Origin of the sequence: Oceanobacillus sp. E9, from assembly GCF_001741975.1 — a bacterium.
In the GTDB taxonomy this organism is placed as follows: Bacteria; Bacillota; Bacilli; order Bacillales; family Amphibacillaceae; genus Oceanobacillus; species Oceanobacillus kimchii.
Genome location: NZ_LSNA01000006.1, coordinates 176,593 through 201,230 on the forward strand (window position 1 = coordinate 176,593; position 24,638 = coordinate 201,230).

Genomic DNA, 24,638 nt, shown 5'->3' on the forward strand with positions numbered 1-24,638 from the left:
TTATCTTATTCAGATACTAAAAAGGAGCTGAGCATATGGCAAAACAAATTCATTTTAATGGATTCGTGCAAAATTCACCTTCCCCTCATTCAACGGGGCTTTGGAAACATGAGAAAGATTATGGAATAAATCATAATCGTTTAGGTTACTGGACGGAAATTGCGCAAATTCTAGAACGCGGCAAATTTGACTCGTTATTTATTGCTGATGTATTAGGGACGTACAGTGTTTATGGGAAAAGCCATGACGCAGCGACGAGAGGCGCAGTTCAACTTCCTGCACATGATCCTTTACTTCCTATTACAGCAATGGCCGCAGTTACCGAGCATCTTGGTTTTGCGCCAACAATTTCTACTACCTATGCACAACCCTATGTACTAGCACGTCAGTTATCCACATTGGACCATTTAACAGGAGGAAGAGTTGGATGGAATGTCGTTACTTCCTATTTGGAAAGTGAAGCAGTCAATATGGGGTTAACAGAAAGGTTACCGAAAGAATTGCGTTATAATCGAGCGGATGAATTTTTAGATGTGGTATACAAACTTTGGGAGCATAGTTGGGATGAGGATGCGGTGATTTATGACCGTGCCAATGATACTTTTGCTAACCCAGAGAAAGTTCGCTTAATTAATCATAGTGGGGAGTTTTTTAATGTGCCAGGACCGCACTTAGTTGAACCCTCGCCGCAACGAACGCCAGTATTATTCCAAGCGGGAGCATCACCAAAGGGAAGAGATTTTGCGGCAAAACATGCAGAGGCAGTTTTTACAAAGCAAACATCTATTGAATCGTTGAAAAATTATTCTTCCGATATTAAGAAACGTGCTCAAGAAAAAGGAAGAAATCCAGATGACGTTAAAATATTCCCATTGATGTTACCAATTGTTGGCTCAACAGAAGCAGAAGCGATTGCGAAGTATGAGGACTTCGTAAACCATATCAGCTATGAAGGTACGGCATCCTTACTATCAGGACATACAGGAATTGATTTTTCAGAGTATAATCCAGATCAATATATTGAAGATATTGAAACAGAAGCAGTACAAGGGAATCTAGACCTGTATACGAAAGACCCATATCGTAAATGGACATTACGTGAAGCAATAAAAAATCATGGACTTGGAAATGGTTGTCCAAAGTTTGTAGGTACTCCAGAACAGATCGCTGATCAAATACAAAAGTGGGCTGTTGAAGGTGATATAGATGGTTTTAATGTTGCATTAGCAACTTCTCCAGATACATTTAGAGATTTTGTAGATCATGTAATACCTATATTACAAGATCGTGGAATCTATCGTACGGAGTATGAAGGAAATACATTACGTGAAAATATATTCGGTAAAGGGAAAAAGCGATTGGCTGAAAATCATGTAGCGAAGCAACCAAGAAAGGTTCATACATAATATTTTTAGGTGTGAACTAGATTAGTAAATTAAAACCATGCCACTTCCGTTGACATGGGTCTATAATTTTACAATCGTTTGAAAAGGAGTGAATAGCAGATGGTCACATATTATTTTATTGGAGTTGTCGTCTTCTGGATAATTGGTTTGATTATCTGGAATAAATTCTACCCAAAAGGAATGGAGGAGGACACGAATGCTGACTGATAATCAAACGACTCTTGCGTGGATCATCGGAGCGTGTCTCTTTGGCTACTTTTTGCTCATTGTTTGGTTTGGTAAGCGAGGAGCTAAATATAGTTGTTCAATGAAGGGTTTTTCCATTGCTAAAGGTAAGGTGAGTCCATGGCTAATTGGAATTAGCTTTGGTGCAACCTATTCTAGCGCTAATTTATTTATTGGTGTGCCTGGATGGGCGTATATGTATGGTACACCTGTACTTTGGTATACTTTAGGGTGTTTTGGAGTCACATGGATTGGCTTATTACTTGTAACAAAAAAGTTTTGGGAACAGGGGCAAAACAATGAAGGTAGTTTAACGCTCCCCCAATGGCTAGGTAATCGATATAATAGTAAAGCTTTACAAGTCATTGTAGCGTTATTAATTCTATTTAACATCTACTATATAGTTGCCCAAAACGTAGGTTTAGCAACAATGTTTGAAACAATTATAGGAATACCATATTATTGGGGAATCTTTTTTGGAGTTACATTAACGATTTTATATATTAGTATGGGTGGAGCATATGCACAACTAATTACAGATGGAATTCAAGGTATTGTGATGTCGGTTATTTCCGTGCTTTTATTTCTTTCTCTTTTTTGGACAATCGGGGGAGGATGGGGAACTTTAGGAAATTTAACCGGACAATTAAATAATGCTAATCCTGCTTTAACAGCTCCAACAGCTGCAGACAGTCCATTTTATAGTGGGTTCGCCATTATGGCAATTCAATGGTTTTTACTTAGTTTCGTCCTTCTTCCACAATTAATGAATAAAGTATTATCTGTAGGGAAGAAAGAAGACCTTCGCACATTTACATTATCTGCGGGAGCAACCCTGTTTTTTTTATCTACATTCTCTGTGTTCGCTGGTTTAGCCGCAAGAGTTCTGATACCAGGATTAACATCATCCGATAGTGCAGTCCCAGCATATGTATTGGAGTATTTCCCAACGGTTCTAATTGTATTGATTGTAATGGGAATGGTTTCGGCGATTCTATCGACTACAGATAGCTTGTATCTTGGTATGACGGCAAGTATCGGAAATGATATCTATAAAGTAGTTATCGCTCCTTTTCTTTATAAGAATAAAAATCTATCTGTAATGCAAATAGATCGGAAAGCAGTCCGAGTAGCTCGAATTGCATTATTTATTATCGGACTAATTTCGTTATATATGTCATTCAACCGTCCAGAATCTCTATCATTACTGCTACAATTCGGGACATCGGCGATCATTAGTGGAGTAGTAGCCCCACTAACACTAAGTTATTTTTGGAAAAAAGCAAATCGTGTTGGTGCCATAGCTTCCGTAATCGTAGGTGCAAGCTGCTTTATGACTCTTACTGGTTTTGGGATTCAAGATCATGTGTTTACCGCATTGCTTTATAGTTCCATGCTTGGCTATGGAGTTATGATTGCTGGAAGTCTGTGGGCAGAACATATGAACAGTCATAGGAAAGTTAAACAAATTGAGCAACAGCAAGTATTGTAAATGATGGAGTCAAAATAAAAATACGAACGAGCTCTCATATAGGAGAATCTTTCGTATTTTTATTATATTATTTTCCCTCTATTTTTCGTTTCTCAAATTCCCTAAGCTCATCTACAAATGCGGTAAAGTTATCGGGAGTAAGTTTAACTATGTCTGTACCTTTTCCACCATGTTTCTCAATGGTTCCGTCTTCATATTGTAACCATAGCCTCCAACTGTAACCATCTTCATATGTTTCAGCATCTTCAAATGTATAATCTTCTTCCCAGTTTTGTACATTGTGTTTTTCTAATATGTTGTTAACTTCAGCAGTGTTATTCACTTCGATTACACCGTCTTGTGCACGTAACCCTCTACGACTGATAATAGGATTTTTATAAATTTCATTATTTTTAATATCAATAGCTATTGCTTGATAAGGATCGTCTATACTTGTTTCGTCAAAGAAAATTTTGATCACATTGTCTAAAGGTTGTTTTTCAGCAGCTTTTGGTGCTTTTTCAATGTTTTTAAAGTCATAGATATCTATTTCACTCATGTTATCATCCTCGCCCTCATCGACTTTATTTTGTTCTTTTGTAGTATCTGAATCAGTTTTGTCGTTTCCGCTAGTTCCTTCTGACTGCTGACAACTTATTAAGAAAAAAGAGGCTACGATTAGTAGTAGATATTTGATAGATTTGGACATGTGATCCCACCTTTTACTACATGTTATTAAGCATTTCATCCATATGCTCCTTAGAATTTGGCAAGAATTCACCAACACTATTTAACTGCTGATCTTTGAATTCAGAGTCTTCAAGCATGTAAGCTGCGTAGTAACTTGCAAACCCTTCTTTATTCGGTTCATTGATTCTTTCTTCTGAATTCTCATCTATCCAATAAGAATTGTCGTGGTGACCCCATCTGCCAACTATTTCATTCACGGTTACACCACCATAAACATCAGATGCGTTATTATGTTCATCTGCTTGTAATTCACGGGATATTTGTGTTTGTACTTCACCATATAGCGTTTCTTCTTCAGCTGTTAATGAAACACTAGATGGACCTTCATAAATGAATTCCTCTGTAATATTATTTATTATAGCTTGTTTTTCTGTCGAAGATAGATGGTCATATTTAGAATCATCAAGTCTATGATTAATCTCGCTTTGTACTCTGTTTGATACATCACCGTGCATTTGATTAGCTAATGTCTTACCATTTGATGTGTAATGATCCGAGTAAAACCCATCCATACCATTCTCTACTCCATGATTATAATCAATAGCATGACCTAGCTCATGAAAAAAAGTAAAGTATGCACCTCTGGCATTGGTACGATCCTCTGTCATGCTACCCATTGTGATGCTATTATCACTAGATCGGTAGAATGCCCCACCACCAGCCTCAGGATCGGCAATGGTCACTTCGTCTAAATACTTTAAAGACATTGTACGATAAGGTTCTTCAGAGGTATACATGAGAAACTTAATTTCAATTTGATCTTTGTCTTCAAGAGGAGAGAGAAAATCATTAGTTTGATCAACATACTGATTATTAGTTTCTTCATATTTAATAATTTCAATTACTTTATCTTTATCCTCTGGATATTGTTGAAGGTACTCGGCGTAGTGCTCTTCTGCTTTTCTAGTGTAATGAATATCATCTATTGTGGAAATCCAACTTAAATCCATTCCTTTCGTTTGAAAGGTACCATTATCGCTGTTAAATCCATTCCCATCTTGAACCTGTTGAAGGCCAGTCATCACTGCTTTAGCAAGACTTATTGCTGTGTCAAAGTTACTACTGGAACTCGAATTATACGCATAAAGATTCTCTAGTTTCTCTTGGAGTTTTTGTTTCATTCGTATATAAATTTGAATCATCATGTTTTGAAATGGTAGTACAACTGTTGCGTCACGCAAAGCTTCAATACTTTTATCAATTTCTTGAATTTGTTCTATTACTTCTTGTTCAATGACATCCGTTGTTGCTACTTGCTCTCGAAATTCGCTTGGATAATTATCATTCTGACGAATTAGCTCTTCACAAAGGTAGATGATACCTTGAGTTAGAGGGAGGTACACATCAATGAGATAAGATTTTGCTGAGGTATATGTTATCCCCTGTAAAAGTAAAGCTTTATGAAATGAATATATTGAAGACTTCGTTTGTTCCATCGATTGTATAATCTCAATACATATTGCGTTCATACTATTCCTTTGATCATCTGTTTCACCTAGATACATACTAAGGCTCATTATTTACCCTCCATGTGAAGCAACCTTCGTTGATACATTAAATCTTCTTCAGACAAGTGAAGAGTTTTTTTCTTCTTTAATAATTCAACTCGCTTTTGATAAATAATTTCTGAGATTTTGCTTGTATAGTGATCGAGTTCATTCTTGTTATTATCAAAAGTCTCACTAAGTTCTCTGTCTTTGTGCCATGAATATTTTAGCTGATCAAATAGTCGCCTATTTCGTTTCATTATTTCTACTAATTCATTTTCTTCATTGTCAATTTCTGTAAACGATTTTGAAATGGCTAGTTGTTCTTCTTGTATTTGAGAGATTTGCTTATTTAGTGCTTCCACTTTGTTCATGTTTATCAACCTTTTTTGGCATTATTATAAGTTTTTAGGTCATTTATATATTCATTAATGAAAAAAGGACCTGCAAAACCATTACCAAGATCATCATCTAATCTTTCGAAATCACTAGCTACGGACTGGATATTCTGGATAGTCGTTCGGAAGGATTGATTGAATAATTGAGCTAATTGTACGGCCTCTTCATTTGCCTCTTGTGCTTTTGTATTTACAGATACAGTGGTGTTGGTCGCTTTGAGGATTGTTTTGTTGGTGGCGTTAGATATTGCATCAGAGGCATTTTGCATTTTTGTTGCGATTTCTTCGGCACTTGCAAAGCTACTAATAAACAATGGAATTCACTCCTTATTTAGCTGTATTATAATTTTCTAATACATAGTACTCTTTCGTATAGTATTTATTTTCAGTCTTATTATAGCAGTAGAAGAACAATTTTCAATTGAAACTGAATAAATAACACTAAAACCATGCTAATTACCTAAAATTGATTTATTTATATAAAAATCAGGAAAAAATTACTATATAACAATGTTGGAAGGAGCTGTAAAGATGGGTATCAAATAAAAGTTAAGGTCCAGAAACAAGAGATTACCAGTGTTACTTGAAAGTAGTGGCATACTTATATTTTCCATTGTTTCTATTGATTATGATCATGTTACTTAGATTTAGTGATTTGAATGAAAATTTTTCATTAGTAGGGGAAAGGCTTTTATCATTATTTTTATTAATTGGATGGTTGCTTGTTCTTTATATTTTGATTTCACTTATCATGACATTCTTTTATATTTTTTTGCGAAGAAATTTTCCGGTCTCGAAATTCGTGTAAAGGATAAGGACTAATACGAATAAAATAATATTATAATTTGATTTATTAGGCATATCTCTTTAATAGAGGTATATCTTCAACTATAATAAACCTTATTATTCTTATGGGAATTATATATTCTTATACATACAATTAGATAAAATGGGGTGGGAATAATGAAGAAAAGCGTTATGATTAGTATTTTTATAGTTTTTTCAATTGTATTTGCTGCTTGTTCAGATGACGGTAGTTCTAAGGAAGAATCGAGTGATAACGACCAAGGTAAAAACAACCAACTAAATGTAAGTTTGGCAGCCGAACCGGTCTCGTTAGATCCACATGCAGCAAATGATGGGAATTCGTTATATGTGATGAATCCGATGTATGATACGCTATGGGAACAAAATACAGAATTAGAGCTTCAACCAGCGTTAGCAAAAAGTTTAGAGCAGATTGAAGATATTGTATGGGAGGCGAAACTACGTGAAGATGTATTGTTTCACGATGGTAGTGCTTTTAATGCAGAGGTTGTAAAAGCAAATTTAGATCGTGTGCTTGATCCAGAAATTGGATCTCCGTTAGCCTTTTTATTCGATATGATTGAAGAAGTAGAGGTAGTAGATGAATATACCGTGCATATTAAAACGGAATATCCTTTTTCAGCATTGCCATCTCACTTGGCCCATCCAGGTGGTCATATGATTAGCTTAGAATCAATTAAAGAAGATAATGAAGCAATTGAAAATGGCGAGCAACCTTTTACAACCATTAATGAACAACCTGTTGGTACGGGATACTTTCAGTTTGATGAAAGGTCAATAGATGGTGAAATCACCCTGACTAAAAATGATAATTATTGGGGTGAAGAGGCCGGTGTAGAAGCTATTTCCTTCCGATCTGTTCCGGAAGATCAAACACGTGTAGCAGAAATTCAAACTGGTAATTCAGATATTATCTATCCAGTAAATGCTAATAATGTAGAAGAAATTGACTCTAATAAAGGAACTTATGTGAAACAGTCAGAAAGTGCGAGCATGACCTATGTTGGGTTTAATGTAGAACGAGAACCTTTTACAGATGAAAGAGTTCGACAAGCAATCGCAATGAGTATCAATAAAGATGAAATCGTTAATGGTGCAATGAATGGAATCCCAATACCTGCAAAAGGTCCACTTGCTCCAACTGTTTTCGGGCATAGTGATGAATTGCTGCCAATTGAACAAAATGTTGAAGAAGCAAAAGAGTTATTAGGTGAAGCTGGTTATGAAGAAGGATTTGAAACAACAGTTATGGCTTATGATACGACTACAAGTGATATAGCAACCGTAATTCAATCAAATCTTCAACAAATAGGCATTGATGTGGAAATACAAATGACGGAAATAGGTAATTATCTTGAGACTACTGGTAATGGTGGAGCTGATATGTTTGTTGGAAGTTGGGGCACTGTAACATTAGATGCGGATTATGGATTGTATCCAATGTTCCATTCTGAAAATATAGGTGATCCAGGGAATCGCTCTTTTTATGCAAATGAGGAAGTGGATGGATTATTGGAAGAAGCAAGACAAGAAGGAAATAAAGAAAGAAGGCTCGAATTATATCAGGAAGCACAACAAATAATTATTGACGAAGCTCCAATCGTTCCACTTTATCACTCCGTATTACTTGCAGGTTTGCGTGATGAAGTACAAGGCTTCTATCAGTTTCCAAGTAGTTTTCCATATTTACGTGATGTAACAAAAAAAGAATAACAATAGTGCTTACGCCCGAACTGACCTGAACATGGTTGGTTCGGTTTTTTAATATCTATATATAAATTATACGTAATAGGTAATTTTTTACCAATAGTTCCTACTGTATATGTTTATTCTGTAAATTTATGTGGTAAACACAGTTGAATTCATTTAGTAGGAGGTACTTACCGTGAGTAAAGATAAAAGTTCAAGGAAAGGACTTATAGATTATAAGATTTTTCTACCTGCTATCATTATTATTATAGGAATTAGTATTCCATTATCTTTATATGAAGATGAATCTTTATCGCTTTTAAATTCCATATTTAATACAGTAGTAGATTCTTTTAGTTGGGGCTATCTTTGGTATGGAATAATATTACTCGTGGCTGGTCTGTATTTTTCATTTTCAAAATATGGAAAAGTTGTATTAGGAGATCCGATGGAAAAGCCACGTTTCACATTATTTGAGTATGCATCCATTTTAGTTGCAATGGGTTTAGGATCAACGATTATGCGTACAGCGATGATAGAATGGGGTAATGTGGCAGTAAGTCCACCGTTTGGAGCAGAAGTTGGTTCAGATGCTGCCATTTTATGGGGAAGTGCGTATAGCATGTTTCTTTGGAGCTTCCAAGTATTTGCAGTATTTGTAATGGCTGCTCCAGCAATGGGATATATTTTACATGTTAAAAAACGGCCAATGATGCGTATATCTGAAGCATGTCGAGTACTATTCGGTGATCGATTTACTGATGGAATCGGTGGTATAGTGCTAGATGTTTTATTCCTAATTAGTATCTTATCAGGTGCTGCAGTTACATTAGGTTTAGGAGCACCGATTGTTACCTATAATTTAGCAGAATTACTAAATATAGAGCTATCGTTTGGTTTAACATTAATTGTCACCGTGGTTTGGGTATTACTATTCTCTATTAGTGCTTACCTGGGTATAGAAAAAGGAATTAAGCGATTAAGTACTTTGAATATGTACTTAGCTGGAGCATTCGCATTATTTATTATGGTTATTGGTCCAGGAGTATTTATTCTCAATTACTTTACAGATACGGTTGGATTTTTAATTTCTAATTATGCCGATATTTCTTTCCATACCAATGCTTTGGGTAGTGGAGAAACATCACATATCGAAAGTAATACTATTTTCTGGTTTGCTTATAATGCTACTTGGGCGATGTTACACAGTGTGTTTGCTGCAAAAATATCTAGAGGGCGTACGATTAAGGAAATGATTCTAACGTATCTTCTTGCTCCAACAATGATTTCTTGGATTGCATCAGGAGTATTAGGAGGATTAGGTGTATATAAATATTTAAATGGTGAAGTTGCGGTCTTAGATATTATATCTAATCAAGACCCATTGGCGGCGATACCGGCAATTTTATCTTCCTTACCATTAGGAAATATAGTATTGATTGTATTTATCATAATCGCTATGATTTTCTTAACTACAACACTCGATTCAACAACGTATACGATTGCATCTTATGCAGGTACGGAAAATATGAGTAAAGCTGAACCTTCAAGGAATTTGCGTATTATAATTGCAGCTATTATTACAATTGTAGCACTTATCTTAATGCGAATTGGTGGTTTAGCACCGCTAGAAGTTGTATCTGGTCTAATGGGATTACCGATCATCTTTATTCAGTTCTTGACGATTTACGCGGCCAAGAAAATGATGGATAAGGATCGTGCATGGATTACAAATGTTAGAGAAGAAGATAAGAAGTATTATAATAAGAATAAAGGTAAGAGAAGTTTCGACTAGATTCTTGCAGTACAAAAAATCCGTACGATGCGTTTATCAATAACCATCGTTCGGATTTTTTGTATTCATTTAAACCTATCCTATTAACAATTGAGAAATAGAGCGTCCTAAAAGACTCTTTCCTAACAAATATGACTGAAAATAAAATTGTATCTTAACTTGCTAAAACTTACGTCAAAATTCAATTTTATCTATGGTAGGTGTAAGCAAAATTAAAAAATATCTTTAGAACGGTGTTTTTTTACTAAGAAAAGACGTTTTAGCAAAAATGTATTTCTAAAAACAGTTAGCTATGATAATAGTACTTTACATTTACAGGAGGAATAAAAATGAATGAAAACAGGGATTTAGAGGAATTTCTAAAGCAAAATGAGCGGAGGGTGTACTACCAAATACATCAATTGCAAATCGACGACAAAGACAAGGAATATTTTCAAGAAGGTTTGGTGGCAATGTGGAAAGCATATGAAAACTATCAACCAGATAAAGGACCACTTTCCACATATATGAATTATACGATTAGAAATCGACTCATCGACGCAATTCGAAAAGGGGGGAAAGAGAAGGAGCTATTGGAAAAGTTTAAAAAACAATATCAAGTAGATACCACATCTGGAAATTATCGTAATCCTACGGGAGTTAGTCATATATTGATAGACAACGAGGCGGAAGTTAGAAGTGAAATGGACATAAATAGAGAATTCTGGAAAGTAATACGTAGTTTACTTACAGAAAAAGAATGGAAATGGGTACGTTATTATGTAATAGAGGGAATGTCTCAACAGGAAATAGCCAATCAAGAAAAAGTTACATTAGTAGCAGTCAAAGGTTGGGCAAGAGAGGTTAGAAAGAAACTTCGATCAGCAGGATGGGAAAATTTAAAAAAATTTTAATAAGGATTTTGGAAAATTCAAACTGATGAACATAAAAAAGGATTATTTTTACCTTAAGCTGCGTATATATGAGATAAGTATGGTGAAGCAGACTTGGAAGGAAAGTAACACACTCCCTGCAACGATGTGCTTCCATAAATAAAGCCGGCTATCAATTGTTGGTAGTCGGCTTGTGCTTCATCCATATTAGGAAGCAGAATCTTTCACTTCCTCAGGGATAGTGATTTCTTCCACTTCATTAAAATTATTGTAGTCCATGTGGATGTCCATTGTGACCTTTCCTGTATCCGAATTCTCTGCTACAATATCGTATTGTAATGATTGTATGGTGTGGTCATCTTTGTTAATTAAAATGACTAGTTTTTGTTCTACATCATCATCAAGCTCGAAGCCTGTAAGTTCTACGCTAAAGGGGCTTGATAACGCATCATATATTTGTCGGTTAAATCCCTCAAATGAAAGTTGATATGTACTATCTTGTTCTGTAAACTCCGTATTTTCATGTACTTGCTCAATAATACTAAGAATATCGTGATAGGATGGTTCAAATTGTATAGCGTCTGGTTCTATTTGTTGGTAGATCCATTCTGAATCACCTTCTTTAATATAACTATCTTCTTTAACCATATATCCTTCTACGGAGGATTCATTATTCGACGTTGTTGATGTGAAAACCTGATGTAGTGCTGCTGGATTTTCCACAATGGTTGCATTTCCTTGTACGGAAGAAGATTCATTACGAAATTCTGTCTCGACATTGATTGCAATTCCATAATCTGTAGCGTAACTTTCTAAAGTATCTTCTGTTTGTAGTGCTTTTTCAACAATATCTTCCTTATTTTCTGAACAAGCTGATAAGATAATAATTGTAAATAATAAAAGCAAAACCAATCTCTTCATGACTTCACGTCCTTTTAGCATCATCGTGCTAAGTATACTATATGGGTCTAAAGGTGTCTATTATTGTTGGATATACATATGGTAGGATATAATAAAGAGAAATTGTCGAACAATGATATAAAGAATACATATAAACTTCTATGAAAATAGCGCAACATTCAGATATATTTGCATATAAAATAGCTTGATATGAAATTCATTACACAAATGTTTCTATGTGAAAAGCACTATTTTGATAAAAAGTCACCCTACGTTTTAGTTCAATTGATTTAATTATCAGAAAACTACTTATCATTTAGGATATCTTTTATTATAATAGTATGAGAATGATTTGAATGAATGTAGAAATGGATAGGAATAACTGGCATTCATCAAAGGTGGTGTGTTAGATATGAAAACAATGGATATTAAACAACTACATACACAAATTGATCAAACACAATCTATGCTGGATCAATCTCGTGAAAAGCTTGATGAAATGAAAAAAGCTGTAAATAGTCTATTAGAGTCTGAGGAGATGTTTACAGGGGAAGCTGCTGAATCGGTACGTACTTTTTATCGTGAGACACACTTGCCTTTACAACAATACGTACTGGATATGATTGAAAATTATGATGCAAATTTAAGAAAAATAAGAATGAATTTATATCAAATTGAACCAAGTGATAGTGGCAGGATTGATGAAGAGTTTTTACGTAGAGATGTGGAGCAGTCATTAAAAAAAGCTGGCAATGTGACCATGTCACTTACCGACTCCGTTAATCGTAGTCTTTCTTCTATTAGGGATATTGTCTCCATCCCTAATTTAGATGACCAAGAATTTCATGAAAATATTAGTCGTTCTAGAAAACATGTCTTGGATACAGTGGACAAGATGTACGAATTTGATCATAATGCTGCAAATATCTTGAATAACCAGTTTGTAGATATAAAAAACGTAAATAAATATATGTCTGAATTAAATGGATTGCTTACCAATCGAGATATAAGTGTAGGAACATATGAAGCGAAACAATTATTTCATTATGAATTTCATCAGGAGTTTATAGACCGATTGAAGAGACAGGGGTAAAAAGCCATTTATTTGAACGATTTATAATAAAAAAACGCTGTCAACAAGTGAAGTTACGACTTGTTAGACAGCGTTTTTTATGATTCTTGTTTTTCCATATAGCAAAGCAAGGTTAATAAGTGCCTGGCATTTTTTTCGTTATCAGACCCTTCAAATGCATGAATTAAAGATTGGATAACACTTTCTAAAAGGAAAATTCTTGGTTCTTGTGCTTCTAATTCTCCATACAAGAAATCAATAAAGTGACTTGTTTTTGGTTCATTAGCATGATTAATTTGTTGTTCTAAGTTTGCTAATATTTGTTTCATTTCGAATTTGAATTCTTTTATAGAACCATTTGGTTTTTCCATATAAGGATGAAAATATTCCGTTTGGAAAAGAATAGGCTTATCGTTTGAATGAGTATTTATAATATTGTCTAACTGGGATAAAGAGAAGTTAATAATGGTTTCTACTTCTAAAATATGAGGTTTCACATCGTACATAACTTTGGAAGTGAAATGTAAATTTCCAAGTAAACTTACGGCGTAATCAAAAGCGTGTTTTTTTATAAACTTTCCATAAATAGAAGTTAATCGTTCTGCAATCCAAACGATCTCTTGTAAATACTGAGTTTTGATATAAATGTGAAGTTCATCATCCTCTTTGGATGCAGTAGGTAATGATGAAAATAACGCAAGTAAATTATGTTTTCTATCAATATGAAACCGCACTGCGATTTGTTTAATAAAAACAGATTTATCACTAGCCTCTTTTGAAGTTTCCAGATGTTTACGTTCATAAACTATTTCTTCTCTTATTAATTGTAACAACTCGATTAAGCATTCATTTTTAGAAGTGAAATAGTTATAGAACGTGCCTTTTGATATAGATGCCACGTTCAAAATATCTTGAATAGAAGTAGAAGTAAATCCTTTTTTTATAAATAACGATTGAGCAGCATCAATAATTTGCTTTTTTTTATGATTCATCAAATCTATCCTTATTTGAAAATTTAAGTGAATAAATTCCTTTTTATAACGCTAGTATAATTTAATTTTATCTAAAAAGATTTGATATATCAACTTTAATGAAATTTAACAAACTTAAGTATTGCATTTTTTGAACTATGGGTATAAAATGAAAAAAGTTTCCTAAAAACGGATGAGTACTGAATTGATAGAATGAGTAGATAGATGATATTTTTGTATATTTATACTATGAGTCTAGATAATTAAGTTATTAATTTGTTTTAAGAGGTTGTTCATAAAGTCCGATGAAAATGACACATCCAATTTCTTCGTTGGCTTGCTTTTCCGTTCCTTGCGTATTAACTGCATACGTTTCGGTACTCAAAGCTACGCCGCCTCGATCTTCTTGGTCCTTTCCATCATCCTTTTTGAACACGCACTATAATTGAAGCTATAGCTACTATGAAATATATATAAGAAAGAAGGTAAGATGATGACGAATGTAGAATCACTTCATAAAAAACCGCCTTACGGTATGATCGCAATATTATTTATTGGTGCATTCGTTGCAATTTTAAATGAGACTTTGCTTAATGTTGCATTGCCATCCATTATGAACGAGTTTGAAGTTAGCCCAACTGCTGTGCAGTGGTTAACAAATGGTTATATGCTGGTAAATGGTATATTAATACCTGCGAGTGCATTTTTGATTCAACGCTTTACAAATAAAAGTTTATTTTTAACGGCAATGTCGTTATTTACAATCGGAACAGTGTTGGCGAGTATATCTCCAACCTTTGCCGTACTGCTTATTGCAAGATTAATACAAGCTGCAGGTTCAGCGGTAATGATGCCATTACTGATGAACGTTATGCTAACTGCTTTTCCAATTGAAAAACGTGGAACTGCGATGGGTACATTCGGTCTGGTAATGGTCGTTGCACCAGCTCTAGGCCCGACATTATCAGGATGGATTGTAGAACATTATGACTGGAGAACTTTATTTGATATTGTTATTCCAATTGCATTACTATCATTAATTATTGGGATGTTCAAGCTGAAGAATGTAACTCCTCAACGTGAAATTAAACTTGATGTATTTTCAATTATATTATCTAGCTTTGGTTTCGGGGGGTTATTATATGGATTTAGTTCTGCTGGAGAACAAGGTTGGAGTAGCCCATATGTATATGGAACAATTATAATAGGTGTCATTTCTGTCATTGCTTTAGTTCTGCGCCAATTAAAAATGGAAGAGCCCATGCTACAGTTTAAGATTTTTAAATACCCAATGTTTGCATTATCATCTGCGATTTCGATCGTTTTAGCAATGGCACTATTCTCCGGAATGATTTTACTGCCATTATACGTACAGACAGTTCGAGGATTTACACCATTTGAAGCTGGATTATTAATGTTACCTGGTGCACTCGTAATGGGATTCATGTCTCCAATTACGGGAAGACTGTTTGATAAGTTTGGTGCACGCACATTAGCGATTCTAGGATTGTTAATTACGATGTCAACGACTTACTTTTTTACTCAATTGGACTTGGAAACAACGTTTGGACAGATGATGCTCGTATTTGCGATACGTAGTTTCGGTATGTCGATGGTAATGATGCCTGTTATGACAAACGGTTTAAATCAGTTACCAATGCATGAGAATCCTCATGGTACAGCGATGAACAATACGTTGCAACAAGTTTCAGGAGCAATTGGCTCAGCTTTACTTATTACAATTATGAATAATAGAACAGAAACAAAAGCGGAAGAACTAGCACAATCTGCAATGAATAGTATAGACCCAAGTCAAATGCCATCTGAACAAGCGATGGCAACAATGGAAGCAGAGATTATGAATGAAGCAATGCTTCAGGGAATTAACTTTTCTTTCTTTATTTCCTTATTAATTATGGGAATAGCTTTAGTCTTATCTTTCTTTATTCGTAGAATTGGTACAGATGGGAAAATGATTACCAAAGAAAAACTAAAAACTAGAAATAAAACAGAGTATAGTTCTTAATTTCGTATAAAATTTTGATGTAATAAGAGCATTGTCATTTATAATGACAATGCTCTTTTAGTATATGAGTTTATTTTATGATACTATTCTTCCCCTTTTAAAAAAATCTTGGTGAATAAATCCTTATACATAATGGAAGATCATAAGTAATGTCTTCATAGTGATCATAACCATTTGCCACCTAAAATTTAGATTTATTTGCATGAAAATTCGCTTCCTGGTTCATTAATAAAGGTAGGAGAAGCGAAAGGGTGCTAAAAATGGATTTCATCAACCAGGTAGATGAACTAAAAAAGAAAAACAAAGATTTGAAAGTGAAGGCGATTGTAATAAATGATACTCTTTATGACGTCATAGGTTTTGAAAGCTTGGTGGACTTTTCTAAAACTTGGAAAATGATTGATACATTAGTTCATGAGGAAGATGAGAATCAATCAGGGAAATATACTTTTCGTTCAGAAAAAATGCCATGGGAGAAACTTCAATCCAGTAAACTGATTCAAGCTTTGTATGAAGGGAAATTAGTTGTTTGGAATCGTAATAGAGAAGTGTCTCTAATTATTGATCCATTCTCACAATCTTTATATCGAAGTATAGATGTACCTGTGAATGAGTCAATTATTTATGGTTCAAAGGATGCTTTTACAGAAAATAGTCAACAAAACATTGGACTAATGCGTAGTAAGTATCGATCAAAGGATGTTGAAGTAATCACAACCCAACATGGTAAAAGAAATCGTCGTTTTTCTTTTATTATGTTAAAGGGAACCACAGAAGAAAAAATGGTACAAAAAATCAAGAAGAAAATTGAGGGATATCCAAATGAAATTAAACAGGTGAAAGATATTCATGTTGCACTTGGATTTTCAAAGTTTGATTTAATTACACGTATATCTTCTACGGAATTACCAGAAAATGCAATAGAATATTTAGAGCAAGGAAAAATTGTTTTTTTTATGGATGGCTACCCGTTTGCATTGGTATTATTCAATACAGTTTTTGATGTATTCAAACAGCCAAGTGATAGTAATTATTTAAGTGTATTTGTTTATGCCTTGTATGCTTTACGTATTATAGGGATTTTGATTGCACTTCTTTTACCTGGATTATATGTTGCCTTGATAACAATCAATCCCGAAATGTTAAAAATTCAATTAGCACTTTCCATAACAGAAAGCAGGCAATTTGTACCTTACCCTGCTTTCATAGAAATAATGATTATGTTATTACTAATTGAATTAATTACGGAAGCTGCAGTACGTTTACCACTTTCCATATCTAATACGATTGGAGTTGTTGGTGGAATCATTTTGGGGCAAGCAATTGTAGAAGCAAGTCTAGTGAGTGGAGTATTGATCATCGTTATTGCTGCAACCACTATTGCCAATGGAATAATTATAAGTTTTGAGAATGGAGTTACTCTACGTCTTATGAAGTATGTAATTGTGATTTTTTCGGCTTTATTTGGAATTCTAGGACATGTTATTGGACTATTAGTACTGTGTGCTTATATTGCCCGGATTACAAATTTTGGAGTACCTTATGTCCGATGGAAAAAGGAAGGGATTCAAAGTGAAAATCAGTAATCTATTGATTATAACCTATTTTTTTATTGTGAATTTAGGATTAATGTTTCTTCTTTATCCAACACTAATTCTTGATACGGTCGAAAATGGACATTGGTTGGTTGTTCTATTACATGGGATTTCATACATTCTTATAATAGGACTCTTTTTATATGGGATATCGAAATTAAAGAAACCCAATATTTTAGAACATTTACCTAAAAACCGTTGGTTAGTTTCAATAGTAGTTTTTATCCCATTAAGCTTATTTTTAATTGGAACAGTAATTACTGCTGTTCGTACTTATGCTGAATTTACAACTGTGTTATTTCTAAATCAGACACCAATTTTATATGTTATGATCTTATTTATTGTAACAGCGACTTATATCGGTCTAGGATCGATGGAAAGTATTTTTCGTACAGCTTTTTTAATTATGGCAACCTCGGGGTTTGTTATTGTAATTATTTTCTTATTGTCTTTTTATAATGCAAAATGGTATTACATATTTCCAATGAAGGTTGATAATATTGACTTTTTATTGGATATTCCTTTTATTACGGGGTTTCTGATTCTATCTCCGACATTTTTATTTCTAGCCTTCTTACCAAAGAAGAATAAATATAATTTTAAAATTATATTTTGGTCATCGTGGTTTTTGATTCCAATTATATTTATATCTGCTTATTCCCCTATGTCGGTATTTGGTTATGAAGTTGCAAGAAATTTTACTTTTCCATATATCGAAATGTTGGCTTCTGTTGATGTCGAGTGGTCTATTTTTGAAACTCTTACTAGTTTATTTGGCTTAAGTCTACTCATTTACGCTACTTTATTTTTAGGTATGTTATTACATATATTACGAATGATGTATCAAAGTATTTTTCAAGTAAGTAATCTCCATGCGTCGATTGCATTAGTAGTAATTGTTATAGGAATTACTTTTGTTGCGAATATGATATCTACGTGGGAGCAAGTACAAAGTCATATTTTGTGGCTCGTACCATTTCGATTCTATTCTATAATTAGTCTTTTGATTTTCATCTTTTGGATAGGAAGAAGGCAAAAGCATGAAATATAATTATTGGATAAAGATTCTAAGTACGTTATTTATTTTGATGTTACTCAGTGGGTGCTGGGACTCACGAGATATTAACTATCGTTCAATGCCAATTATGATGGGAGTTACGAAAGAAGAAGAATTATATCATGTGTATTATATCATTCCTGTATCTGTTGTTTCTGAGCAAAGAAATCTGGCGAAAGTGGATGGGAAAGGTAAAACATTAGTAGACGCTATTGAACAAATTCGAAAAAAGATTGAAACGACCATTGATTCGGAGCACATCGATTTTATTGTAATAGATGAAAAGCTTGGAGAAGAAGGGGTCGAGAATATAATAAATACTTTCATGAGAATGCGAGATATGCCTGCTACGCCATCTGTAGCATTTATCAAGGAGGATATGAATGAGTATTTCGAATTAATGATTAGTAATTTTGAAGAAGTTGGAACACCTATTTTTGGCTTTTTAGAAAAGCAGGTTGGTTGGGATATTTATGATCCTGAAGTGAGCTTATGGGAAGTCTACCGGGGAATACATTCTCATACTAGCGATATTGCGATACCGTTAATTGGTTCGAATCAAGATTTAACAATGGATTACTTAGGAGCTTCTATTCTAAAAAACGGACAAATTGTTGATAGGATAAGTTCTGTTGAGGTAATGATTATGAATTTACTTAATGATGAAAATGTGATAAAAACATTTGTAACTATAGATGATACAACTAATGTAGAGTTGGTAGAAAGAGATGTAAAATATGACTATACAGTAAATGGAGAAAATATTGATCTAACGATAAAATTAGAGTTTGTTGTAATCGTTGCTGAAGCAGATGATCACTTGACCGATCAAGATATTCAACGAATGTTTGAAGAAAAAATGAAGAACGTTACGCTTCAACTCGTACAGAAATTGCAAGAGAAACAAGTTGATATATTAGGTATTAGCGATCGTTTACGTAAAAACTATACTAATTCTGAACTAAAAAACTTTCTAAACGAATTATATCCAAATATAAATGTGAACGTAGAAGTAGAGGCTGTAATTGAGAATAATGGTAAAATTAGAAACTTGAATAACGATGATTTTAAAGACTGGGAGGAGGATAGTGTGAGATAACACTGTCCCTTCTATTATTGAACATTTTATTAATATTTCGGTTATAAAAATTACTTACCTTTGATTAGAATGGAACCACGCAATTCTTAGCGACCTTCTACAATAAAAATCAAACAAGGCTTCATTCGGATTTGTTATAATAATAGTTATACGAAAGCGTTTGAGGAGATGAATACAATATGTATCAAGAACCGATATTTTTAGAACCAGTAATGCAAGAAAGAATATGGGGAGGGCAAAAGCTACAAGAATTATTTGGATACGAGAGCTTATATGAAAGAGCGGGCGAGGCATGGGTGATTTCTGCTCATAAGCACGGGCCAAGTAAAATCATAAATGGTCCTTTACAAGGGAAAACACTTATAGATGCGTGGGAACATCATGGGGAGTTATTTAATAAAATATATGACTCGAATGAAGCGTATCCATTACTCATTAAAATATTGGATGCGAATGATGATTTATCTGTGCAAGTTCACCCTGACGATACATATGCTCAAGAAGTTGAACATGAATCATATGGTAAAACTGAATGCTGGTACGTATTGGATGCAGAGCCTGGCGCGGAACTCATCCTAGGTCACCATGCAGAGACAAAAGAAGAATTAAATCAGATGATTGATCAAGGTGATTGGAATCAATTATTAAAACGAGTTCCTGTTGCAAAGGGAGATTTTGTCCATGTTCCAAGCGGTACTATACATGCAATCGGAAAAGGGATTGTTATTCTCGAAACCCAGCAAAGCTCCGATATTACATATCGCGTGTACGATTATGATCGTAAAGACTCAGAGGGAAATAAACGTGAACTACATTTAGAAAAAGCGAAAGAAGTGACGATGGTACCGCATCAAGACGTTAAAATTAAACCATCAGAAGAAGTGCAAGAAGACTTATCAATTCGAAAGTTAATTGAAACGGGCTACTTTGCAGTATATCATTGGGAGATACAAGGAAATGTAACAAAATTACTCGATAAAGACTTTTTACAAGTAAGCGTAGTTGAAGGAACAGGTACGATTAAAATAGGGGATAAGAAGTTTACTATTGAAAAAGGTTCAAACTTTATATTGCCTCAAGGCATAAAAAAATATGAACTAGAAGGAAATGCAGAATGTATCGTATCTCATCCTTCCTAATATCGAAATAGGTGGGAAATTGCTACGTTTTAATGAAGTATAGGTGGGTGAGTCTCCAAACGATGGGGACTCACTTTTTGTATTCTAGAGCTGTTTTAAACTTGCTTAATTATCTCTATAAACGTATTCTTATCCTTTGTTTGCACAAGCTTTTGGACAATAGAAGGGCGGTCGATGATTTTCCCGATGGTTTCGTATAGGGATTGTAAATCCTCCTGACTGTTTCTTTTTACGCTTAATAGACAAACAAATTGTACAGTTTTATCTGCCCATACAATAGGTTCTTTTAACGTTGCGATAGAAATGAAAGTTTGCTCCGACTTCGGTGTTAGTGGATGTGGAATAGCCACTAGATTTCCAAATGAGGTCGGTGCAATTTTTTCTCGTTCATAAATGGAATCTAAAAGATCTGTGTCTACGTATTCGTTCTCTTGGAGATGTACGGTCATATACTTTAGTACTTGTTCTTTAGAAGCAACTTCTAAGTTTAAAAAGATATTCGCCTCATGCAAATATTTGGATAGTAGATTTGTTTCTTTGCCAGATATAAATGATTGAATATGTTGTAAATCATCTTCTTCAATTATTGCATTGACTTCAATGACTGGAATTCGTATATCTTCCTTAATAGGAATAGAGGAAATAATTAGGTCGATATCATCAAGTGGGTAATCACGTAAACGATAATATTCGGTAGTACCCACCACTTCCATTTTTCCTTCAAACTTTGATTTGAGTTTATAATAAATTAATTGCGCAGTACCCATACCAGATGCACACACAACTAGGCAACGCTTTGGTCCTTTTTTTAATTTGTTTCTTTCCATTGCTGCACCAATGTGTAGCGCAAGGTAACCGATTTCATTTTCATCAATTGTTATACCTGTTTTCTCTTCGATGACAACTCCTGCATAGACAGCAGCTTGAAAAGCGAGTTGGTAGTTTTTCTTAATATGTGAAAGCATAGGATTGCGAATATTCATTCCATACTTGTATCGATTCATCGCTGGCTTTAGATGCATCCCTAGACTAATCATTAACTCTTTATCTTTACTTATATCGAGATGCATTTCCTCTTCAATCTTTTCTAATGAGAGCACCACAAGTTTATAAATAGAGGGATCTAAGATAGATTCAATATCTGTACTGTCTATTTTGGTAGAGGCAACCATTTTTGTACCCAGAAGATGTAAAGCGACATAAATTGTTTCTGTCTTTGGAAAAGATAATTGTAATTGTTTTTCTGTATCTTCCACAATCTTCTCTGCGACATAATATGCTTTTGTGTCTTTCATATCTTGCATTTCTTCCATGTGTGCTGCATTGAAATCGATGGGGTGTCCGTCTCTAATACGTAAGACAGCAATAGCAATATGAATAAATAGGTTGTGAATGGCAATATCTGATAAGGTCATTTGATGTGAGCCCAATTGTTGGATGATTATATTTTTAATCATTCTCAACTGATGATGCGGTAATGTAACAAATTCATAATGCGGTTTTACATCCGCATGTGAATCGTTTTCTCGATCAACAAAAAATTCTGCCATGCAAAATCGTATTTTTATTTCTTCTCCAATGATCTTAATACCATGACTAGGTTTAACATGGATATCTAGTTCGAAAGGTTTCAATTGTTGCCGTACTAACTTCATATCATTTTGAATGGTAGATTTACTAATATACATCTCATCTGCTAATTGTTCTAGTTTTATGTAGTCCATTGTAAATAATAATCGTCTAACAATATATTTGACACGTTGTTCGGGAGTATTTGGAGTGTTTCTGGAATTAGATTCCTGATTCCATTCCATGGTTAAGAAACGATGAAATTCATCTTCATTTTGAATGGATAATTGATATCCTTTTCCTTTAATAGATTGAATTGTTGCTCCATACACGTGAAGTTGTTGATTCAATTTTTTAATATCATCTCTCGTTGTTCGAGATGTTACATGGTTAATATTAGCAATAAAAGTGCTCGTTAATGGAGATTTTGCTTGGATAAATTCCTTTAACATTACACGTAACCTAGTGTCCATTGTAATCCACCTCCTTCAAACGTAGAGAAGGGAGCTGTTTTGTATCATGAAAACAACTCCTTCTATCTATTCTTTATTTATAACTATGCCTGAAATCCATTTTGTTCACTTATTTGTTTAAACCAATAGGCGCTTTTCTTTGGAGTTCTTTCCATCGTATCAATATTTACAGAAAAGAAACCGTAGCGATTCTTATAAGCATTTGACCATGACCAGTTATCCATTGTAGTCCAAAGGTGATAGCCTTTTGCATTACAACCTTCAGTGATTGCTTGATGTAGCCACTTCAAATGATCTTGTATAAAGGTGATACGGTAATCATCTTGAATTTGTCCGTTTTCAAGAAAGCGTTCTTCTCCTTGAACACCCATCCCATTCTCTGAAATAAATGATTCGATATTATGATAATTTTCTTTTAGATTGATCATAATATCATAGATTCCTTTTTCATAGATTTCCCATCCACGATATTCATTCATACGCCTTCCTGGCATTTCATAGGAATCAAAAAACCAATCAGGCATAAAAGGACTATACGGATTCGGCAAATACTCTTTTGCCTTTACTCTTCTAGGTTGGTAGTAATTCACACCTAAAATATCAATCGTATTTTCTTTGATTAGTAGTGCATCCCCATCCTCTGATTGCGGAAGGTGATCATGTTCTTTTAAAAGGTTAATTAAATCTTCTGGGTACTCGCCAAGTACAGCAGGATCTAAAAAGCTGCGATTAAAGAATAAATCAGCGATATGCGCAGCTTTTTGATCAGCTTTGTGTTCACTTCTTGGATAAGAAGGTGTTAGGTTTAGGATAATGCCAATTTTTCCATTTGTAACATTCAATTCTCTAAATGTTTGAACTGCAGTCGCATGAGCAATTATAGTATGGTAGGCAACTTGGATTGCTCTTTTTGCATCCACTACATTTGGATAATGAAAATTATATAAATATCCGCCTTCAACTGGTACAATTGGTTCGTTAAAGGTAAACCATCTTTTTACGCGATCGCCAAATAGTTCAAATGCCTTCTTCGCATATTGTTGATACATTTTAATAACTTCACGGTTTTCCCATCCACCAATTTCTTGCATTGGCAGGGGCATATCAAAGTGAAATAGATTAACAAAAGGTTCAATATCATTGGCAATTAATTCATCGATAACATTATTATAGAAGGAAACAGCTTCTTCATTTACATTACCAATCCCATCTGGGATTAATCGCGACCAAGAAATGGATAGACGAAACGAGTTATGTCCAAATTCTTTCATTAAAGCAATGTCTTCTTTATAGCGATGGTAAAAGTCAGATGTATGTTCTGGGCCAACTTGATTGTAAAATCGTTCAGGCTGTACGTTATACCAATGATCCCATATATTTTGTCCTTTTCCATATTGATTTGCAGCTCCTTCGATCTGTGTTGCTGAAGTTGCACTGCCCCACCAGAATCCGTCAGGAAATTGATAGTTTTGCTCCGTCATAGTAATACCTCCACTACTTATTTCGATAAATATCAATAATTTCGATAGCTAAATCTTTAATGGTCATTGCATTCATTAGATGATCTTGTGAATGAATAAGGATAAGATTGATGTCCTTTTTATCTCCATTTGCTTCATCATGTAATAGTTTCGTTTGAAAGTTATGCGCATTTGTTAATTCATCACTTGCAGTTTGGATAAGTGTATCTGCTTCTGTGAAATTGCCTTCCTTTGCAGCTTGGATTGCTTCCATCGCACTTGATTTTCCATTGCCTGCATAAAGGATGATTTGAAATGCTGTTTCTGTTAATTGTGTCTGATTCATGTACATCACC

General features: G+C 34.2%; 20 protein-coding genes and 1 pseudogene. 11 read left to right on the forward strand and 10 right to left on the reverse strand.

Annotated elements, in window-relative coordinates; translation table 11 throughout:
* Positions 1 to 35 precede the first annotated feature (35 nt).
* Together AQ616_RS07790 and AQ616_RS07795 are read left to right on the forward strand one after the other, a co-directional pair.
* On the forward strand, positions 36 to 1,406 hold the full coding sequence (locus AQ616_RS07790; protein WP_069685457.1) for an LLM class flavin-dependent oxidoreductase: 1,371 nt from the start codon (positions 36 to 38) through the stop codon (positions 1,404 to 1,406).
* 196 nt (positions 1,407 to 1,602) lie between these two features.
* On the forward strand, positions 1,603 to 3,123 hold the full coding sequence (locus AQ616_RS07795; protein ID WP_069685458.1) for a sodium:solute symporter family protein: 1,521 nt from the start codon (positions 1,603 to 1,605) through the stop codon (positions 3,121 to 3,123).
* A 67-nt stretch (positions 3,124 to 3,190) separates the two neighbouring features.
* Here AQ616_RS07795 and AQ616_RS07800 read toward each other — a convergent pair whose 3' ends face one another.
* From AQ616_RS07800 to AQ616_RS07815, 4 genes and pseudogenes are all read right to left on the reverse strand, one after another.
* Positions 3,191 to 3,811: a hypothetical protein gene (locus AQ616_RS07800; protein WP_017797959.1), complete on the reverse strand. Its 621-nt coding sequence runs from the start codon at positions 3,809 to 3,811 to the stop codon at positions 3,191 to 3,193.
* Positions 3,812 to 3,827: 16 nt separating this feature from the next.
* The gene (locus tag AQ616_RS07805; RefSeq protein WP_069685459.1) at positions 3,828 to 5,369 is read right to left on the reverse strand and encodes an LXG domain-containing protein; all 1,542 of its coding nucleotides are present in this window, start codon (positions 5,367 to 5,369) and stop codon (positions 3,828 to 3,830) included.
* Positions 5,369 to 5,713, reverse strand: coding sequence for a DUF3958 family protein (locus tag AQ616_RS07810; protein ID WP_069685460.1), 345 nt, complete (start codon positions 5,711 to 5,713; stop codon positions 5,369 to 5,371). Before AQ616_RS07810 ends, AQ616_RS07805 begins: the two co-directional genes overlap by 1 nt.
* Positions 5,714 to 5,787: 74 nt before the next feature.
* Positions 5,788 to 6,057: pseudogene (locus AQ616_RS07815) on the reverse strand (TIGR04197 family type VII secretion effector); the annotation flags it as partial.
* A gap of 643 nt (positions 6,058 to 6,700) precedes the next feature.
* On the opposite strand from AQ616_RS07815, the gene AQ616_RS07820 reads away from it, so the two are divergent.
* The 3 genes from AQ616_RS07820 to AQ616_RS07830 all read left to right on the forward strand — a co-directional run bounded on the left by AQ616_RS07820 (position 6,701) and on the right by AQ616_RS07830 (position 10,942).
* Positions 6,701 to 8,278, forward strand: a complete 1,578-nt coding sequence (locus AQ616_RS07820) for a glutathione ABC transporter substrate-binding protein (protein WP_069685461.1) — start codon at positions 6,701 to 6,703, stop codon at positions 8,276 to 8,278.
* A gap of 172 nt (positions 8,279 to 8,450) precedes the next feature.
* Complete coding sequence (locus tag AQ616_RS07825) at positions 8,451 to 10,049, forward strand: BCCT family transporter (RefSeq protein WP_017797954.1); 1,599 nt, start codon at positions 8,451 to 8,453, stop codon at positions 10,047 to 10,049.
* A 329-nt stretch (positions 10,050 to 10,378) separates the two neighbouring features.
* On the forward strand, positions 10,379 to 10,942 hold the full coding sequence (locus tag AQ616_RS07830; RefSeq protein WP_069685462.1) for a sigma-70 family RNA polymerase sigma factor: 564 nt from the start codon (positions 10,379 to 10,381) through the stop codon (positions 10,940 to 10,942).
* Between the two features lie 186 nt (positions 10,943 to 11,128).
* On the opposite strand, the gene AQ616_RS07835 is transcribed toward AQ616_RS07830, so the two are convergent.
* Positions 11,129 to 11,842 (reverse strand): DUF6612 family protein, encoded by a 714-nt coding sequence (locus tag AQ616_RS07835; RefSeq protein ID WP_069685463.1) that lies wholly within the window; start codon positions 11,840 to 11,842, stop codon positions 11,129 to 11,131.
* Between the two features lie 391 nt (positions 11,843 to 12,233).
* Between AQ616_RS07835 and AQ616_RS07840 the strand changes: the two genes are divergently transcribed.
* Complete coding sequence (locus tag AQ616_RS07840; RefSeq protein ID WP_017797951.1) at positions 12,234 to 12,914, forward strand: ribonuclease YeeF family protein; 681 nt, start codon at positions 12,234 to 12,236, stop codon at positions 12,912 to 12,914.
* A gap of 77 nt (positions 12,915 to 12,991) precedes the next feature.
* Here AQ616_RS07840 and AQ616_RS07845 read toward each other — a convergent pair whose 3' ends face one another.
* Together AQ616_RS07845 and AQ616_RS19580 are read right to left on the reverse strand one after the other, a co-directional pair.
* The gene (locus AQ616_RS07845) at positions 12,992 to 13,885 is read right to left on the reverse strand and encodes a TetR/AcrR family transcriptional regulator (protein ID WP_069685464.1); all 894 of its coding nucleotides are present in this window, start codon (positions 13,883 to 13,885) and stop codon (positions 12,992 to 12,994) included.
* A 250-nt stretch (positions 13,886 to 14,135) separates the two neighbouring features.
* Positions 14,136 to 14,300: a hypothetical protein gene (locus AQ616_RS19580; protein ID WP_168156633.1), complete on the reverse strand. Its 165-nt coding sequence runs from the start codon at positions 14,298 to 14,300 to the stop codon at positions 14,136 to 14,138.
* A gap of 57 nt (positions 14,301 to 14,357) precedes the next feature.
* Here AQ616_RS19580 and AQ616_RS07850 point away from each other — a divergent pair, with 57 nt between their 5' ends.
* From AQ616_RS07850 to manA, 5 genes are all read left to right on the forward strand, one after another.
* A complete protein-coding gene (locus AQ616_RS07850; protein ID WP_017797949.1) occupies positions 14,358 to 15,890 on the forward strand; it encodes a DHA2 family efflux MFS transporter permease subunit in 1,533 nt (510 codons plus the stop codon).
* 260 nt (positions 15,891 to 16,150) lie between these two features.
* Positions 16,151 to 17,476 (forward strand): spore germination protein, encoded by a 1,326-nt coding sequence (locus AQ616_RS07855; RefSeq protein WP_069685647.1) that lies wholly within the window; start codon positions 16,151 to 16,153, stop codon positions 17,474 to 17,476.
* On the forward strand, positions 17,463 to 18,536 hold the full coding sequence (locus AQ616_RS07860) for a GerAB/ArcD/ProY family transporter (protein WP_069685465.1): 1,074 nt from the start codon (positions 17,463 to 17,465) through the stop codon (positions 18,534 to 18,536). Before AQ616_RS07855 ends, AQ616_RS07860 begins: the two co-directional genes overlap by 14 nt.
* Entirely contained in the window at positions 18,526 to 19,641 is a 1,116-nt protein-coding gene (locus AQ616_RS07865) for a Ger(x)C family spore germination protein (RefSeq protein ID WP_069685466.1), read from the forward strand. Before AQ616_RS07860 ends, AQ616_RS07865 begins: the two co-directional genes overlap by 11 nt.
* Positions 19,642 to 19,820: 179 nt before the next feature.
* Complete coding sequence (manA, locus tag AQ616_RS07870; protein ID WP_069685467.1) at positions 19,821 to 20,780, forward strand: mannose-6-phosphate isomerase, class I; 960 nt, start codon at positions 19,821 to 19,823, stop codon at positions 20,778 to 20,780.
* Between the two features lie 95 nt (positions 20,781 to 20,875).
* On the opposite strand, the gene AQ616_RS07875 is transcribed toward manA, so the two are convergent.
* The 3 genes from AQ616_RS07875 to AQ616_RS07885 all read right to left on the reverse strand — a co-directional run bounded on the left by AQ616_RS07875 (position 20,876) and on the right by AQ616_RS07885 (position 24,628).
* Positions 20,876 to 22,822 (reverse strand): BglG family transcription antiterminator, encoded by a 1,947-nt coding sequence (locus AQ616_RS07875; RefSeq protein ID WP_069685468.1) that lies wholly within the window; start codon positions 22,820 to 22,822, stop codon positions 20,876 to 20,878.
* Between the two features lie 83 nt (positions 22,823 to 22,905).
* Positions 22,906 to 24,303, reverse strand: a complete 1,398-nt coding sequence (locus AQ616_RS07880; RefSeq protein ID WP_069685469.1) for a glycoside hydrolase family 1 protein — start codon at positions 24,301 to 24,303, stop codon at positions 22,906 to 22,908.
* A 13-nt stretch (positions 24,304 to 24,316) separates the two neighbouring features.
* Positions 24,317 to 24,628 carry a PTS sugar transporter subunit IIA gene (locus AQ616_RS07885; RefSeq protein ID WP_017797942.1) on the reverse strand — a complete coding sequence of 104 codons (312 nt, stop codon included), beginning with the start codon at positions 24,626 to 24,628 and terminating at the stop codon, positions 24,317 to 24,319.
* Positions 24,629 to 24,638: the final 10 nt, after the last annotated feature.

Bases quoted from the DNA above. Each gene is read 5' to 3' on its own strand.
- AQ616_RS07790 (WP_069685457.1), top strand. From the start codon at position 36: ATGGCAAAACAAATTCATTTTAATGGATTCGTGCAAAATTCACCTTCC.
- manA (WP_069685467.1), top strand. From the start codon at position 19,821: ATGTATCAAGAACCGATATTTTTAGAACCAGTAATGCAAGAAAGAATA.
- AQ616_RS07840 (WP_017797951.1), top strand. From the start codon at position 12,234: ATGAAAACAATGGATATTAAACAACTACATACACAAATTGATCAAACA.
- AQ616_RS07820 (WP_069685461.1), top strand. From the start codon at position 6,701: ATGAAGAAAAGCGTTATGATTAGTATTTTTATAGTTTTTTCAATTGTA.
- AQ616_RS07830 (WP_069685462.1), top strand. From the start codon at position 10,379: ATGAATGAAAACAGGGATTTAGAGGAATTTCTAAAGCAAAATGAGCGG.
- AQ616_RS07810 (WP_069685460.1), bottom strand. From the start codon at position 5,713: ATGAACAAAGTGGAAGCACTAAATAAGCAAATCTCTCAAATACAAGAA.
- AQ616_RS07855 (WP_069685647.1), top strand. From the start codon at position 16,151: ATGGATTTCATCAACCAGGTAGATGAACTAAAAAAGAAAAACAAAGAT.
- AQ616_RS07805 (WP_069685459.1), bottom strand. From the start codon at position 5,369: ATGAGCCTTAGTATGTATCTAGGTGAAACAGATGATCAAAGGAATAGT.
- AQ616_RS07875 (WP_069685468.1), bottom strand. From the start codon at position 22,822: ATGGACACTAGGTTACGTGTAATGTTAAAGGAATTTATCCAAGCAAAA.
- AQ616_RS07865 (WP_069685466.1), top strand. From the start codon at position 18,526: ATGAAATATAATTATTGGATAAAGATTCTAAGTACGTTATTTATTTTG.
- AQ616_RS07800 (WP_017797959.1), bottom strand. From the start codon at position 3,811: ATGTCCAAATCTATCAAATATCTACTACTAATCGTAGCCTCTTTTTTC.
- AQ616_RS07835 (WP_069685463.1), bottom strand. From the start codon at position 11,842: ATGAAGAGATTGGTTTTGCTTTTATTATTTACAATTATTATCTTATCA.
- AQ616_RS07885 (WP_017797942.1), bottom strand. From the start codon at position 24,628: ATGAATCAGACACAATTAACAGAAACAGCATTTCAAATCATCCTTTAT.
- AQ616_RS07845 (WP_069685464.1), bottom strand. From the start codon at position 13,885: ATGAATCATAAAAAAAAGCAAATTATTGATGCTGCTCAATCGTTATTT.
- AQ616_RS07880 (WP_069685469.1), bottom strand. From the start codon at position 24,303: ATGACGGAGCAAAACTATCAATTTCCTGACGGATTCTGGTGGGGCAGT.
- AQ616_RS07850 (WP_017797949.1), top strand. From the start codon at position 14,358: ATGACGAATGTAGAATCACTTCATAAAAAACCGCCTTACGGTATGATC.
- AQ616_RS07795 (WP_069685458.1), top strand. From the start codon at position 1,603: ATGCTGACTGATAATCAAACGACTCTTGCGTGGATCATCGGAGCGTGT.